The sequence below is a fragment of the Neisseria sp. CCUG12390 genome (genome assembly GCF_047837985.1).
Taxonomy (GTDB): Bacteria; Pseudomonadota; Gammaproteobacteria; order Burkholderiales; family Neisseriaceae; genus Neisseria.
Map to the genome: position 1 here is coordinate 1691537 of NZ_CP181244.1, position 15163 is coordinate 1706699.

The 15163-nt window shown below is 54.5% G+C and carries 13 protein-coding genes; 9 read left to right on the forward strand and 4 right to left on the reverse strand.

Annotated features, from left to right (window positions below; all coding sequences use genetic code 11):
- Nucleotides 1-84: 84 nt before the first annotated feature.
- Nucleotides 85-1866: an FAD-dependent oxidoreductase gene (locus ACM67E_RS07945; protein WP_416190923.1), complete on the reverse strand. Its 1782-nt coding sequence runs from the start codon at nt 1864-1866 to the stop codon at nt 85-87.
- Between the two features lie 304 nt (nt 1867-2170).
- On the opposite strand from ACM67E_RS07945, the gene ACM67E_RS07950 reads away from it, so the two are divergent.
- From ACM67E_RS07950 to ACM67E_RS07990, 9 genes are all read left to right on the forward strand, one after another.
- Nucleotides 2171-3502, forward strand: coding sequence for an MFS transporter (locus tag ACM67E_RS07950; protein ID WP_416190924.1), 1332 nt, complete (start codon nt 2171-2173; stop codon nt 3500-3502).
- 184 nt (nt 3503-3686) lie between these two features.
- Nucleotides 3687-4718, forward strand: a complete 1032-nt coding sequence (locus ACM67E_RS07955; protein ID WP_416190925.1) for an amidohydrolase family protein — start codon at nt 3687-3689, stop codon at nt 4716-4718.
- Between the two features lie 2 nt (nt 4719-4720).
- The gene (gene ligK, locus ACM67E_RS07960) at nt 4721-5419 is read left to right on the forward strand and encodes a 4-carboxy-4-hydroxy-2-oxoadipate aldolase/oxaloacetate decarboxylase (RefSeq protein WP_416190926.1); all 699 of its coding nucleotides are present in this window, start codon (nt 4721-4723) and stop codon (nt 5417-5419) included.
- Nucleotides 5420-5873: 454 nt separating this feature from the next.
- Nucleotides 5874-7043: a 4-hydroxybenzoate 3-monooxygenase gene (gene pobA, locus ACM67E_RS07965; RefSeq protein WP_416190927.1), complete on the forward strand. Its 1170-nt coding sequence runs from the start codon at nt 5874-5876 to the stop codon at nt 7041-7043.
- A gap of 491 nt (nt 7044-7534) precedes the next feature.
- Entirely contained in the window at nt 7535-8059 is a 525-nt protein-coding gene (locus tag ACM67E_RS07970) for a hypothetical protein (RefSeq protein WP_416190928.1), read from the forward strand.
- A gap of 90 nt (nt 8060-8149) precedes the next feature.
- Nucleotides 8150-9067, forward strand: coding sequence for an amidohydrolase family protein (locus tag ACM67E_RS07975; protein ID WP_416190929.1), 918 nt, complete (start codon nt 8150-8152; stop codon nt 9065-9067).
- Nucleotides 9068-9308: 241 nt separating this feature from the next.
- Entirely contained in the window at nt 9309-9707 is a 399-nt protein-coding gene (gene ligA, locus ACM67E_RS07980; RefSeq protein ID WP_416190930.1) for a protocatechuate 4,5-dioxygenase subunit alpha, read from the forward strand.
- Between the two features lie 233 nt (nt 9708-9940).
- The gene (locus tag ACM67E_RS07985; protein WP_416190931.1) at nt 9941-10795 is read left to right on the forward strand and encodes a class III extradiol dioxygenase subunit beta; all 855 of its coding nucleotides are present in this window, start codon (nt 9941-9943) and stop codon (nt 10793-10795) included.
- Between the two features lie 392 nt (nt 10796-11187).
- A complete protein-coding gene (locus ACM67E_RS07990; RefSeq protein WP_416190932.1) occupies nt 11188-12144 on the forward strand; it encodes a Gfo/Idh/MocA family oxidoreductase in 957 nt (318 codons plus the stop codon).
- 161 nt (nt 12145-12305) lie between these two features.
- On the opposite strand, the gene ACM67E_RS07995 is transcribed toward ACM67E_RS07990, so the two are convergent.
- The 3 genes from ACM67E_RS07995 to ACM67E_RS08005 are packed head-to-tail and all read right to left on the reverse strand — an operon-like array spanning nt 12306 to nt 14880.
- Nucleotides 12306-12656 carry a hypothetical protein gene (locus ACM67E_RS07995; RefSeq protein ID WP_416190933.1) on the reverse strand — a complete coding sequence of 117 codons (351 nt, stop codon included), beginning with the start codon at nt 12654-12656 and terminating at the stop codon, nt 12306-12308.
- Nucleotides 12653-13540, reverse strand: a complete 888-nt coding sequence (locus tag ACM67E_RS08000; protein ID WP_416190934.1) for a carbohydrate kinase family protein — start codon at nt 13538-13540, stop codon at nt 12653-12655. The genes ACM67E_RS07995 and ACM67E_RS08000 overlap by 4 nt, the downstream gene beginning before the upstream one ends.
- A 2-nt stretch (nt 13541-13542) precedes the next feature.
- Nucleotides 13543-14880: a sugar porter family MFS transporter gene (locus ACM67E_RS08005; protein WP_416190935.1), complete on the reverse strand. Its 1338-nt coding sequence runs from the start codon at nt 14878-14880 to the stop codon at nt 13543-13545.
- Nucleotides 14881-15163 lie beyond the last annotated feature (283 nt).

A 15163-nucleotide genomic window follows, 5' to 3' on the forward strand; every position in this document is an offset into this window, starting at 1 on the left:
TTGCTCCTTTGTTGAAAAATGTCTTTCAGGCCGTCTGAAAACGGATGCAGCGCATTTCGCTAAAAGTTTTCAGACGGCCTTGTTTTAAAAACTGCCCTGATAATCCGCCGACGGAAAACTGCTGCCGTCGTCTTCGTAAACGGTCACGTCGGCGATACGGCGTGCGGCTGCGTAACCGAACGTCAAGGCCGGGCCGATGTTGATGCCGCCGCAGGGATAGTTGCCGCCGAACACGGATTTCTGGTCGAGACCGACGGCATACAGGCCTTCGACGATGCTGCCGTCCGCACGCAATACGCGCGAACAGGCATCGACGGCAATTCCGGCAAACGTGCCGAACGAGCCGACCTGCACTTTCACCGCGTAATAAGGCCCTTTGCCCAGAGGTGCCAAAGACGGATTGGGAAAGCCGGTGGAAGCATCGCCACCGTAGCGGTTGAACGGCGTGTCGCCGCGGCCGAAATCGGTGTCTCTGCCTGCTTTGGCCATTTGGTTGAATTCTGCTGCGGTGTTCATCAGGCCGACGGGATCAATGCCGCATTTTTCTGCCAGTTCGTCCAAAGTATCGGCTTCTTCGATGCATTTCAGGTATTTGGTGTAGATTTCCAGCGGAACCGGACGCGGTTTGGCAAAGCCGAACATATAGCTGCGCACGGCGCGTTTGTCGCCGATGAGCCAGGATTCGACCGGCTCGCCTTCCGGCACGGCTTCCAGCATACCGGCGACGTAGTCGTAATAGCCGTTGGCTTCGTTGACGAAGCGTTTGCCGTTTTTCAATACGCCGATGATGCCGGGCTTGGCGCGGTCGGCGATGTGGGGAAACACGCCTTCGCTGCCGTCTTTGAATTTGACGATGGAAACGGGACACCAAGCCGCCGGCGAACGCCCCGAATCATCCAAATAACCGCCCGCACTCTCGGCCAACGCCAGACCCGATCCGTCGGCTTCCTGCGGTGCAAGCGTCCAATGCTCTTCGCCACTCGGGTTGCGCGGAAAATTCTTGCGCCGTTCGACATTCGCAGGATAGCCGCCCGTGGCCAAAATCACGCCCTTGGCCGCCGATACGCGCACCAAGCCTTGCGCGGTCTCGAGATATGCGCCGACAATACGGCCGTTTTCATCTTCAATCAGCTCTTTGACGGCGGTATTCACTTCAATGCGCACGCCTTTTTCATCCGCAGCCTGAACCAACTTGGCAATCATCGCCAGGCCGTTGACCATCTGCATATTGCGTTTGTGCACGGTTTTGTCCCACAAATGAATGGAAAAACGTTTGGCGGCATGGAGGAAACTCTGCGGCTTTTTCATCGCATTGAGAAAATGCCCCAAATCCGGCCCCGCCATGATGCCCATCCCCCAAAACGACGTCATTCGGTATTGGTCGGGCAGAATGTCCAATAAGCGTTTCGGCAGGGATTTGGCATAAAACGGCGTCGCCGCCACCGAACGGTGCCCCGTACCCGCACCGGGCAGGTTGCCGTAAATATCGCAAATCTTCGCGCCCGGTGTGAATTTCAGCGGTGTTTTTTGCTCGAAAAAACCGACCATGTGCGGCACGTTTTCCAAAAACATTTCGATGCGCTCGCTGTCGTAATCTTTTTCGCCGATAACGGCTTTGAGGTAGCTGCGGAAATCATCGCGCGGCTCGTTGACGCCGTCGGCTTTGGCCAACGGGTTGCCGGGCGTCCATGCCCAGCCGCCCGATCGCGCCGTCGCGCCGCCGCATGTTGCGGCGCGTTCGGCCACGATGACTTTCAAACCGTGATGCGCCGCGGTCACGGCCGCCGACAATCCGCCCGCGCCGCTTCCTGCGATAAGTAAGTCGCACTGCCAATCGGCAATGGTTTCACGTACCGGCTGCTGCATGGTTCCCACCTCTGTAATCATCTGTAAGATATTGCCATTTTAGTGAATCCTTCCGCATAAACCATATTATTTCGATTATAACTCCTATACTTTATCCATACATTTTCGCTATAAACACATCCCAAAACCGCCGATTTCCTTTTCAGACGGCCTCTTAAGCTATACTTTTTTGTTATAACTCTTAGAAAAACTACATGCTTTAACTTAACATTTTTATCTACAATAATGGAATAACAAAACATACCTATAAATCATTGGGTTTCCAATGGCTACACAGGTCTTGACAATATATTTGGAGAAACTTATGGAACACAGCGGCCGCACGGTCAACGTGCAGGATTTCTTAAACGAAAACAGATTTTCCGGCTATCAATGGATGATTTTCATCATCTGCCTGCTGATTGCCTTCTTCGACGGCATGGACACCGCGGCCATCGGCTATGTCGCCCCGAGCCTGCTCGAAGAATGGGGTATCGAGAAAAAACAGCTCGCACCGGTTTTGAGTGCGGCGCTGTTCGGTTTGGCCATCGGCGCGATGACTTCCGGCCCCTTGGCGGATAAATTCGGCCGAAAAATCGTACTCACTTCGTCCGTATTGATTTTCTCGGGTTTCTGCGTCGCCTCTGCCTACGCGCAAGACTTGACGCAGATGACGGTCTTGCGTTTCATCACCGGCTTGGGTTTGGGCGCGGCCATGCCCAATGCCGTGGCGATGCTGTCCGAATACTGCCCCGACCACAAACGCTCGCTTATCCTGAATACCATGTATTGCGGCTTCCCGGTGGGCGCGGCGGCGGGCGGATTCTTCGCCTCGTTTATCATTCCCGAATACGGCTGGCGCACGGCGATGCTGTGGTGCGGTCTGCTGCCTTTGATTTTGGGCGTATTGATGATTTTCATCATGCCGCGTTCGGCTTCGTTTTTGGTGTCTAAAAAACAGCCTGCCGAGAAAGTGCGCAAAATCCTGCAACGCATCAACCCGAAAGCCGATTTGGACAATGCCGTGTTTGTCCTGCCGGAAAACAAAGCCGCACAGCAAACCGACAATCCGATGGCGATGGTATTGGGCAGCCATTTCCGCGCCGGTTCGATTTTGCTGTGGCTCTCCTACTTCAGCGGCCTGATTATTTTCTACGCGATGATTAACTGGATGCCGGTATTGTTTAAAGAAGCGAACATGCCGCCCGAACTGGGGCCGCGCATTTCCGGCTTGTTTGCACTCGGCGGTTTGGGTGCGATTGCCAGCGGCTATCTGATGGACCGTTTCAACGGCAACAAACTGATTGCGCTGCTCTCTTTCCTGACTGCCGTGTCGGTGGCCTGTATCGGCTGGTCGCTGGGGCAAGGCTTGGGCATGCTGATTGCGGTGGTACTGTTTGCCGGTATCATGCAGAACACCGCGCAAACCTCCCTGCCCGCGCTGGCTGCCAAATTCTACCCGACAGAATGCCGCGCCACAGGCGTATCTTGGATGTTGGGCATCGGCCGCTTCGGTGCGATTGCGGGTACGTTCCTGACCGGCCAGTTGATTGCGTGGAAACTGGATTTTGTAACCATTTTCGTGATTCTGGCGATTCCGTCGCTGATTCTGAGCGTATGTCTGCTGTTGAAACAGAAAATCTACGGCGACAATTAATGCCGTTTTTTCAGACGGCCTGTGTACCGTAAGGCCGTCTGAAAAAACAACACTTGGAATTCAGACTGCCCCGCCGAATCTGAAGGCCGTCTGAAAATGCAAAAGAAGTTTACGCAGCCCCAAATCCCGAAACCGAGCCGTTTTTCAGACGGCCTTCCCCTTTGAACCGACAACGGAGCAACCCATGAGCCTCATCATCGACTGCCACGGCCACTACACCACCGCCCCGCCATCGCTCGAAGCATGGCGCAACAAGCAGATTGCCGCCATCGGCAACCCGTCGCAGATGCCCAAAGCGTCCGAACTCAAAATCAGCGACGACGAATTGCGCGAAACCATCGAAAAAAACCAGCTGCGCCTGATGAAAGAACGCGGTGCGGACATGACGCTGTTTTCCCCGCGCGCCAGCTTTATGGCGCACCACATCGGCGACTTTGAAGTGTCGTCGGCTTGGGCGACGATTTGCAACGAACTGTGCTACCGCGTGTCGCAACTTTTCCCCGACAATTTCGTGCCCGTGGCCATGCTGCCGCAAAGCCCGGGCGTACCGGTGGAAACCTGCATCGCCGAGCTGGAACGCTGCGTCAACGAATTCGGCAATGTCGGCATCAACCTCAATCCCGACCCCTCGGGCGGCCATTGGACTTCGCCGCCGCTGACCGACAAATACTGGTATCCGATTTACGAAAAAATGGTGGAATACGACATTCCGGCCATGATTCACGTTTCCACTTCGTGCAACAACTGCTTCCACACCACCGGCGCGCATTATCTGAATGCCGACACCACCGCGTTTATGCAGTTGCTGCAAGGCGATCTGTTTAAAGATTTTCCGACGCTGCGCTTCCTGATTCCGCACGGCGGCGGCGCGGTTCCCTACCACTGGGGACGCTTCCGCGGCTTGGCGATGGTGTTGAAAAAGCCCGAATTGGAAGAGCATCTGTTGAACAACATCTTCTTCGACACCTGCGTGTACCACCAGCCCGGCATTGATTTGCTGCTCGATGTGGTTCCGAACAAAAACATCCTGTTCGCCTCCGAAATGATCGGCGCGGTGCGCGACATAGACCCCCGCACGGGCTTCTATTTCGACGACACCAAACGCTACATTGAAGCGGCCAACATTTCTGCCGAAGAAAAACACCAAATCTACGAAGGCAACGCCCGCCGCGTGTTCCCACGCCTCGACGCACGCCTGAAAGCGAAAGGACTGTAACCATGACCGACGTTTATCTGAACCAACTGGGCGTAGTCAAACGCAACATCAAACGCGCCGACCCCGCCGCCGTGGAAAAACTCTCCCGCTTCGGCGTGGCCACCATCCACGAAGCGATGGGGCGCACCGGCCTGATGAAACCCTATATGCGCCCCGTGTACAGCGGCGCGAAAATCTGCGGCACGGCGGTAACGATTCTGCTGCAACCGGGCGACAACTGGATGATGCACGTAGCCGCCGAGCAGTTGCGCGAAGGCGATGTCGCCGTCGCCGCCTGCACCACCGACAATGCCGACGGATTCTTCGGCGACCTGCTCGCCACCTCGTTCAAAGCGCAAGGCTGCAAAGGCTTGATTATCGACGGCGGCGTGCGCGACGTGGCCGATTTGGAAGCGATGGGCTTTCCCGTATTCGCCAAAGCCATCCACGCCAAAGGCACGATTAAAGCGACATTGGGTTCGGTGAACGTACCCGTCGTCTGCGCCGGCGCACTGGTGAACCCGGGCGACGTGATTGTGGCCGACATCGACGGCGTGGTCGTCGTACCCGCCGAAATCGCCATGGAAGTGGCCGACAAAGCCGAAGCGCGCGAAGCCAACGAAGCCGACAAACGCCAAATCTTCGCCGACGGCACACTCGGTTTGGATTACTACAAAATGCGCGAAGGGCTGGAAAAAGCGGGTTTGAAGTATATTGACTAAAAGCGCGGCAAGATTTCAGACGGCCTTAAAGGCGAGACAAAGGCCGTCTGAAAACAGAAAACAAGACTGTGTTGTGGAGAGGCTTGATGATACCAACACCCGCGCCGTCATTCCCGCGCAGGCGGGAATCCAGAATTTTAACTTGCTGTAATTTTTAAATATTTCTGATTCCGATAAGTCTGGATTCCCGCCTGCGCGGGAATGACGGATTAGAGATTTTTGAATATTTTCGGGTTTTGCAAAGGCCTCAGGTTGAGTTGGGAAGTTGGAGCAATCGGTCTTATCGGTTGCCAACCAGCACAATATCCAAACATCGCTAACAGTTTATTCAAAACTATCTTTCAGACGGCCTTTGCATTCCCATGCCGTCTGAAAAACGAATACCTACAAAACAATAACATAGGCCGTCTGAAACGTCGGCCCGTTTACAAACTGTTGATTTAAGGAGAAAACCATGAAAACCCAAGTCGCCATCATCGGCGCAGGCCCGTCGGGTTTGCTGCTCGGCCAACTGCTGTATCAAAACGGCATCGACAATGTGATTTTGGAACGCAAAAGCGGAGAATATGTGTTGGGCCGCATCCGCGCGGGCGTGTTGGAACACACCACCGTGCAGGGTTTGGAAAAGGCGGGCGCAGCGGAGCGGATGCACAAAGAAGGCTTGGTGCATACCGGCGTAGAGCTGGTGTTCGACCGCAAACGCCGCCGCATCGATTTTGAAAAAGAAGTCGGCAAAAGCGTGGTGGTGTACGGCCAAACCGAAGTAACCCGCGACCTGATGGACGCGCGCGCGGCCACGGGCGGCATCACCGTTTACGAAGCCGACAACGTCGCCCTGCACGACATCGACACCGCCGCGCCTTACGTTACCTACACCAAAGACGGCCAAGAACACCGCCTGGACTGCGACTTCATCGCCGGTTGCGACGGTTTCCACGGCGTATCGCGCCAAAGCATTCCGGCCGACGTGTTGAAAACCTACGAACGCGTTTATCCTTTCGGATGGCTGGGTTTGCTGTCCGACACGCCGCCCGTGTCCGACGAACTGATTTACGCCAAACACGACAACGGCTTCGTATTGTGCAGCCAGCGTTCGACCACGCGCAGCCGCTACTACCTGCAAGTGCCGCTCACCGACAAAGTGGAAGACTGGCCGGACGAACGCTTTTGGGCGGAACTGAAAAACCGCCTGCCCGCCGATACCGCCGCCAAGCTGGTTACCGGCCCGAGCTTGGAAAAAAGCATTGCCCCGCTGCGCAGCTTCGTGAGCGAACCGATGCGCTACCAATCCTTATTCTTGGCAGGCGACGCGGCGCACATCGTACCGCCGACCGGTGCGAAAGGCCTGAACTTGGCCGCAGGCGACGTGCAATGCCTGGCCGACGCGTTTGACGATTACTACCGCAACCAAAGCAGCGCGGGCATCGACGGCTATTCCGAACGCTGCCTCAAGCGCGTCTGGGCGGCGGAGCGTTTTTCGTGGTACATGACCAAACTCCTGCACACCTTCCCCGACAGCGACGATTTCGAACGCAAAATGCAGGAAGCCGAGTTCAACCAACTGAACCTGACCGAAAACGCCGCCAAAACGCTGGCGGAGAACTACGTGGGTTTGCCTTATTAATGTAAGGCCGTCTGAAATCGGCGACAGTCGAATGTTGGGTCTTGACCCAACCTACCTCCTAAGGCCGTCTGAAACCGAAACGGTAGGTTGGGTTGAAAACCCAACAAAAGATTAACATTGCCGTATCCAAAAAATGTTTATGCCGTCTGAAACTGACGACAGTCAAATGTTGGGTCTTGACTCAACCTACCTGCTATGTTTGTCATTCCCGCGCAGGCGGGAATCCAGACCTGAAAGTTTCAGGAATATTTAGGAATGACAGAAAGTTAAAATTCTGGATTCCCGCCTGCGCGGGAATGACGGATTAGAGATTTTGAATACTTCCGGATTGTGCAAAATTATCAGGCCGTCTGAAACCGAAAACAGTCGAATGTTGGGTCTTGACCCAACCTGCCCCCTGCTGAAAACCGTTTTTCAGACGGTGTTAAGAAATATAGATATAAATAAATCAGTCGTTTATCCAATACCTATCCAACAGGAAACAAAGAATCATGAAAACACTATCGGCAATTGCTTTGTCGGTTATTTTGGGCATTTATCCGGTGTCCGATGTATCCGCCGCCCAACCTGCTTCCAGCCAGACAATCAGCCCTCAGCAGCAGGCGGAGATGGAAAAATTGCACCGGAGCGTGATGTCGGTAATGAGTTCTGAAAGTTTGGAAAAGCTGACAGATAAAGATCCGGAACGCTTTTTAAAACGCAAGTTGCGAACCCTGCCGCGGGAAGCGCGGCAATCTATCCGCGCGTATTTGGAACGGAGCAATGACCCGACAGGCGTAGATAGAGCCATGTTTGTCGTTTACTGGTACATGGCCGACAAACTGCAACAGCAACTGTCGGCCTTGCCTGAGCTGAAAACCGCTGAAGCCGAATCCTTGCGCCGGCAGTGGTTGGCCGATGTGCAAAGCATAGATGCTGCCTATTCGCAAAAACAGGAAAGCCGCATCGGTATGCACGAATTGATAGAGAACATGAGTGACGTGTTCCAACGTTATGGTCTAAAAGACATCGATTAAACGCATGGAAGCATTCAGACGGCCTTCGCATCCGCATCAGGCCGTCTGAAACAAACCGACCCATTTATCAAACACAAGCGAAAGACCACCATGAGCGCATTTGAAAAAACACCGGGCTGGCTGGATTTCCACCCCAACCCGTCCAAACCGAAACTGCAACTGCCGCAAGGTGCGGTGGATGCGCATTGCCATGTGTTCGGCCCGGGCGACGTGTTCCCCTACGCGCCCGAGCGCAAATACACACCGTGCGACGCGGGTAAGGATAAACTTTTTGCCCTGCGCGATTTGCTCGGTTTCGAGCGCAACGTGATTGTACAGGCCACCTGCCACGGTGCGGACAACCGCGCTTTGGTTGATGCGCTGCAAGCCGCCGGTAACAAAGCGCGCGGCGTGGCCACGGTCAAGGCCGATGTTTCCGAAGAAGAATTGCAGCGGCTGCACGCGGCAGGCGTGCGCGGCGTGCGCTTCAATTTCGTGAAACGCTTGGTCGATACCGCGCCCGTCGATACCCTGCGCACCATCGCCGAGAAAATCGCGCCCTTGGGCTGGCACATCGTGATTTATTTTGAAGCGGCGGACTTGGCCGAGTATTACGACTTTTTCACGTCGCTGCCGACCACCGTCGTCGTCGACCACATGGGCAGACCCGACGTTTCGCAACCTGCCCACGGCGGTGATTTCGAGCTGTTCGTCAAACTGATGCGCGAAAACCCGAATTTCTGGAGCAAGCTCTCCTGCCCCGAACGCCTGAGCAACACCGGCCCCGCTGCGCTTGACGGCGAACAGAACGCCTACACCGACGTCGTTCCCTTCGCCCGCCGTCTGATGCAGGAGTTCCCTGACCGCGTACTGTTCGGCACCGACTGGCCGCATCCGAATTTGAAAGACCACATGCCCGACGACGGCCTGCTGGTGGACTGGCTGGCGCACGTCGCGCCTACGGAAGCGGAACGGCGGAAAATTCTGGTAGACAACCCGATGCGGCTGTATTGGCCGGAGGAAGTGTGAGGCCGAGACCGCTGCAAAACTCGTAGATTTTCAGAGACATGTCATCCGTCATTCCCGCGCAGGCGGGAATCCAGAACGTTAACGTTATGTAATCTATATGTCTCTGAAACCGATAAATCTGGATTCCCGCCTGCGCGGGAATGACGGAAATAGATTTTTTGGTTTAAGTTGAGTTTTGCAAAAGTCTCAGGCCGTCTGAAAACCCGACAAACAACACCCCAACCCCAGAGGAGCAAACAAAATGGCACTCGACAAGCCTTACAAAGACATCCCCGGCACCCGCATTTTCGATTCCGAACGCGCCAGCCAGGGCTACCATCTCAACCAGTTCTGCATGTCGCTGATGAAGGCGGAAAACCGCGAGCGTTTCAAAGCCGACCAGCGCGCGTATATGGACGAATGGCCGATGACCGAGGAGCAGAAAGACGCGGTGGTTGCACGCGATTTGAACCGCCTGATCGATTTGGGCGGCAATATTTATGTGCTCGCCAAAATCGGCGCGACCGACGGCCTGACCTTCCAGCAGATGGCGGGCAGCATGACGGGCATGAGCGAGCAGGAATACCGCGACATGATGGTCAACGGCGGCCGCAGCATCGAGGGCAACCGCTATCTGCACGAGCAGGAAGGCAAGAAATAACGCGTTTCCAACGGCATCGCCGCTTCCCTGAGGATTTCTTCCGCAGGAGACGGAGTGGGCAAAGTCCGTTCGGAAACAGAAATTCAGACGGCATGGCGAAGCGTTCTCCCGTCGGGAAGGAAAGGCTGCCGTAAAACAAACCGGTCAGAAGCCGCGCGAAACCGTTCGTGCCGTCTGAAACCTTATTCAAAACCACCCGCACAGACGCACAGGCCGTCTGAAAAGGAGAAATCATGGCAAAAATCACCGCAAGCGTTTATACCTCACACGTTCCCGCCGTCGGCGTGGCATGGGATTTGAAAAAAACCGGCGAAGACTACTGGAAACCCGTGTTCGCAGGCTACGAATACAGCAAACAGTGGCAGAAAGACAACCGCCCCGACGTGGTTATCCTCGTGTACAACGACCACACCAACAACTTCGGTTTCGACCTGATTCCCACCTTCGCGCTGGGCATGAACCACGTGTTCCAACCCAGCGACGAAGGCTGGGGGCCGCGCCCCGTACCGCCCGTGGTCGGCGACCAGAAATTCGCGTCCCATCTGGCGCATGCCGTCATCGAACAGGGCTTCGATTTGACCCTGTGCTACGAAATGGAAGTCGACCACGGCCTGACCGTGCCGATGACGCTGATGTTCGGCGATGCCGACCCGTGGCCGGTAAAAGTGATTCCGCTGCATGTGAATGTGGTGCAATACCCCGTGCCGAGCGGCCAACGCTGCTACGATTTGGGCCGCGCCATCCGCAAGGCCGTGGAAAGCTACGACGAAGATTTGAACGTCCACATCTGGGGCACGGGCGGCATGAGCCACCAGCTCCAAGGCCCGCGCGCCGGTTTGATTAACAAAGAATGGGACAACCGATTCTTGGACGACCTGATTGCCGACCCGAAAGAACTGGCGAAAAAACCGCATGTCGAATATGTTCGCGAAGCCGGTTCGGAAGGCATCGAACTGGTGATGTGGCTCATCGCCCGCGCCGCCATGTGCGAAGAAGGCGAAGAGCCGGTGGTGAAACACCGCTTCTACCATGTACCCGCGTCGAACACCGCCGTCGGCCATCTGATTTTGGAAGCACCGAAGAAGTAAGGTTTTACGGCATTTTTGAGGGAGAGGCCGTCTGAAAATGTTTGAGATACCGTAAACTCTCCTAATCTTCCCTCTGCGGGCAAAGGAACAGATTGAGGCTTTTGCAAAATCCGAAAGTATTCAAAATCTCTAAATCCGTCATTCCCGCGCAGGCGGGAATCCAGAATTTTAACTTACTGCAATTCTGAAATATTCCTGAAACCGTCAGGTCTGGATTCCCGCCTGAGCAGCGTATGACGGTTATAGATTTTCAGGTTTAATCTCAATTTTGCAAAGGTTCAAATTGTCGAAACCCCGACCGTCAGCAATTTTTCAGACGGCCTGATGAGAGTTTCAGATTAAGGCCGTCTGAAACCCCGTTTCCCATCCAACATCCAAGCAAAGGAATATCCATGAGCAAAACCATCAAAGTCGCGCTGGCCGGTGCCGGTGCATTCGGCGAAAAACACCTTGACGGCATCAAAAACATTCCCGATGTCGAAGTCGTGGCACTCGTCAGCCGAGATTTGGAAAAAACCCAAGCCGTGGCCGACAAATACGGTATCGGCTTTGCCACCACCGAATTGGCCGATGCCCTGGCCATGCCCGAAGTCGATGCCGTGATTTTGTGCACCCCCACCCAAATGCACGCCGAGCAGACGCTGCAATGCCTGCGTGCGGGCAAACACGTTCAGGTGGAAATTCCGCTGGCCGACTCTTGGGCGGATGCCGAAGAAGTGCTGCGCGTACAGAAAGAAACCGGCCTGGTGGCGATGGTCGGCCACACCCGCCGCTTCAACCCCAGCCACCAATGGGTGCACAACAAAATCCAGGCGGGCGAACTGAACATCCAGCAGATGGACGTGCAAACCTACTTTTTCCGCCGCACCAACACCAACGCCAAAGGCGAACCGCGTTCGTGGACGGATCATCTGCTGTGGCACCACGCCGCGCACACGGTCGACCTGTTCCAATACCAAACCGGCAGCAAAGTGGTGAAAGCCAACGCGATTCAAGGCCCGAAACATCCCGTTTTGGGCATCGCGATGGACATGTCCATCCAGCTTCAGGCCGAAAACGGCGCGATTTGCACGCTGTCGCTGTCGTTCAACAACGACGGCCCCTTGGGCACGTTCTTCCGCTACATCTGCGACAACGGCACCTACATCGCCCGCTACGACGACTTGGTCAACGGCAAGGAAGAACCGGTGGACGTGAGCAAAGTGGCCGTATCCATGAACGGCATCGAGCTGCAAGACCGCGAATTCTTCGCCGCCATCCGCGAAGGCCGCCAGCCGAACTCCAGCGTAGAGAGCGTGATCAACTGCTATAAGGTGTTGGGCGAGTTGGAAAAACAGTTGGAAGCGTAAGTCCCGCTTTAGCCCATAGGCCGTCTGAAAGTATTCTGCTTTCAGACGGCCTGTTGTCTCTGCCTAGCCAAATATCAAAGTAAAACGGGCTTCCTGACGGATAAAGGCCGTCTGAAAATAAATTTTCAGACGGCCTTGTAAGTTTAAAATGCAGCAGCCCATCAAGAACCGATATGACGGTTGTAACAAGCTTCAACAACCGGTCTGAGTTTAACCCGTTCGTCTTTTTTCGAAATAGGGCCTTCCAGCAGTTCCTTGGTTCCTGAAGATCCGTATCTTTTGATTGATTCATTGACATAGCAGCTGCAGAGGGCGACAGCATCCTTATAGCTGTAACCATCCTTCTGCGTCGCTTCGGTACAATGTACGACAAAAAAATGACTGCGGCTTAAAGAACTTTTGCTTTGAGGGGCGGCGGCTGCCGGTTTGCTGTCGTTACTGACGATAATGCAGCCGCTTAAAGACAAAGCCGATAATAAGAAGACTGTGAAAATACCTGATTTTAATTTCATGCGTTTGTTCCTGACATAAAAGCTTCGATTTCCTGCAAGGAAATTTCCGGTGTTGCGCCGTGGCGGGAAGCCACCAGCGCACCCAAGGCGCAAGCGAAAGTGACGGCTTCCTGCGGGTCGGCATAACTCAGCAGTTTGTAAGTCAAGCCGGCCAGGAAGCTGTCGCCCGAGCCGACGGTATCGGCCACTTTGACGCGGAAACCGCTGTGGCGGTAAAGCTCGCCGCCTTTGTACAACGCCGCACCGTGGCTGCCCAAGGTAACGACTACGGTTTCCACGCCGGTCAGTTTGGCGAGATAAGCGATGTTCTGCTCGATGGAATGGTAAGGCGAACCGTATATTTCGGCCAATTCGTACAATTCGTCGTCATTCAGTTTCACCATGTCCGCTTTTTTCATGGCGGCCAGCAGACGGTCGGTATCGTAATGCGGCTTGCGCAGGTTGACATCGAAAATTTTGAACTTGGCGTGTTCCAGCAACTGCTCCAGCGTCGCGCGGGAAACCTCGTCGCGCGCCGCCAGGCTGCCGAAAATAAAGGCGTCGGATTCGGCCACGCGCTGCAAAGCTTCGGGCTGTACACGGATGCGGTCCCAAGCGCAGGGGTAAACAATTTCGTATGAAGCACTGCCGCCCTTATCAAGCGATACCTTCACCAAACTGGTGGCCTGGTCGGGACAAACCTGCACAAGGTCGGCATTGACCTGTTTGCTGAGAATCTGGCGCAACAATTCTTCGCCGTCTTCATCGTCGCCGCGGCAACTGATGATGGCGGTATCCGCCCCCAAAGCCCTCAGGCGGACCACCACATTCAGCGGCGCGCCGCCCAATACTTTTCCGCTTGGGAAATCGTCCCACAGCACTTCACCGAAACTGGTTACTTTCATTCTCAATCTTCCTTAATCAACGACTTAGACAATTCTTCCAACGGAACGCCTTTGGTTTCCGGCATCATAAACATCACAAACAGCAGTTGCAGCACCATCATCAGCGTAAAGCATACGAATACCCAAGCCGCGCCGATGCTGTCGAACAAAAACGGAATCGCTGCCGGAATCGCTGCCGCCAGCACCCAGTGGGTCGAGCTGCCCAAAGACTGGCCTTGCGCACGCAGGTGGCTGGGGAAAATTTCGGAGATGAATACCCAAATCACCGTGCCTTGGCCGATGGCGTGTGCGGCGATGAACAGGAAGAAGAACAGCGGTACTGCCATGCCCTTCCAGCCCAAAAAGAAAGCCATCGACACCAAGCTCAATGAAATGATGTAGCCGAACGAACAGATATACATCAGTTGGCGGCGGCCGAATTTGTCAATCAGCGACAGGCCGATAAAGGTAAAAATCAGGTTGACAATACCGATGCCCACGCTGCTGAGCATGGCTGCGCTTTGTTCCAAACCGGCGATTTCAAAGATACGCGGTGCGTAATACAGGAAGGCATTGATGCCGGACATTTGGTTGAAGAACGCAATCAGGAAAGCCAGAATCACCGGATAACGGTATTTTCTGAGCCACATGCTTTCCTTGTTGCCGCCTTCCTCCTGATTGGTTTCCAGCAGAGATTTTACGTCGGCATCCGGATTGATTTTTTTCAATACCGCTTCCGCTTCGTTCAGACGGCCTTTCATGGCCAGCCAGCGCGGCGACATCGGCACGCCGAACACCATCAGGGTATAAATCAGCGCAGGCACGGTTTCGATACCCAGCATCCAACGCCAGGTGTTTTCACCCAAATCCATCCCGGCGATGATGTAGTTCGACAAAAACGCCATCAGAATACCGAACACGATATTGAACTGGTACATCGCCACCAAACGGCCGCGTTTTTCGGCCGGTGCGATTTCAGTCACATACGCAGGAGCGGCAATGGTGGACGCGCCCACACCCAAGCCGCCGATAAAGCGGAAGAAGGCAAACGAATAAGGATCGGACACCAAAGCCGAACCCAGCGCGCTGGCCACATACAGGATACCGATGGCAATCAGCGTTTTCTTACGGCCGAATTTGTCGGTGGGAATGCCGCCGAACAAGGCACCGATGACCGTACCCCACAAGGCGGAAGACATCACCACCATGCCGTGGAACAAGGGAGAGCTGCCCCACAGGTTCTGCAAAGCCTGGTCGGCACCGGAAATCACCACCGTGTCGAAACCGAACAGGAAACCTGCCAGCGCAACGGTCACGGACCAATAAAGAAGCTTGGATTGATTCATAAAAAGAGTCCTCACTCTAAGTATAAAAAGTAAAAATATTGCTACTTCTTCATGACCGGCACGCCTTTTTCAGACGGCCTGCCGGTTGAAACTTCCGTTTGGCCCGTGTTGGAGATGACTGTTTGATTTGTCCGAATGGATATTATTGTTGAAAGTGCGGATTGTAATAAGATTTACATGCGGGCTATTATGTTTAAAAATCTTCAGGCTGGCAAGTAAGCCTTTAAGCATCCTGAACATAAATTTGATACACCGCAAAACCCGTGCAAATAAACATTTTCAGCGCGCAGTTTTTTTA

What these genes read in the sequence shown, in the direction of transcription:
- ACM67E_RS07950 (WP_416190924.1), top strand. Translation starts at nt 2,171, where the DNA reads ATGGAACACAGCGGCCGCACGGTCAACGTGCAGGATTTCTTAAACGAA.
- ACM67E_RS07970 (WP_416190928.1), top strand. Translation starts at nt 7,535, where the DNA reads ATGAAAACACTATCGGCAATTGCTTTGTCGGTTATTTTGGGCATTTAT.
- ligK (WP_416190926.1), top strand. Translation starts at nt 4,721, where the DNA reads ATGACCGACGTTTATCTGAACCAACTGGGCGTAGTCAAACGCAACATC.
- ACM67E_RS07975 (WP_416190929.1), top strand. Translation starts at nt 8,150, where the DNA reads ATGAGCGCATTTGAAAAAACACCGGGCTGGCTGGATTTCCACCCCAAC.
- ACM67E_RS07945 (WP_416190923.1), bottom strand. Translation starts at nt 1,866, where the DNA reads ATGCAGCAGCCGGTACGTGAAACCATTGCCGATTGGCAGTGCGACTTA.
- ACM67E_RS07995 (WP_416190933.1), bottom strand. Translation starts at nt 12,656, where the DNA reads ATGAAATTAAAATCAGGTATTTTCACAGTCTTCTTATTATCGGCTTTG.
- ACM67E_RS07955 (WP_416190925.1), top strand. Translation starts at nt 3,687, where the DNA reads ATGAGCCTCATCATCGACTGCCACGGCCACTACACCACCGCCCCGCCA.
- ACM67E_RS07990 (WP_416190932.1), top strand. Translation starts at nt 11,188, where the DNA reads ATGAGCAAAACCATCAAAGTCGCGCTGGCCGGTGCCGGTGCATTCGGC.
- ACM67E_RS08000 (WP_416190934.1), bottom strand. Translation starts at nt 13,540, where the DNA reads ATGAAAGTAACCAGTTTCGGTGAAGTGCTGTGGGACGATTTCCCAAGC.
- ligA (WP_416190930.1), top strand. Translation starts at nt 9,309, where the DNA reads ATGGCACTCGACAAGCCTTACAAAGACATCCCCGGCACCCGCATTTTC.
- pobA (WP_416190927.1), top strand. Translation starts at nt 5,874, where the DNA reads ATGAAAACCCAAGTCGCCATCATCGGCGCAGGCCCGTCGGGTTTGCTG.
- ACM67E_RS07985 (WP_416190931.1), top strand. Translation starts at nt 9,941, where the DNA reads ATGGCAAAAATCACCGCAAGCGTTTATACCTCACACGTTCCCGCCGTC.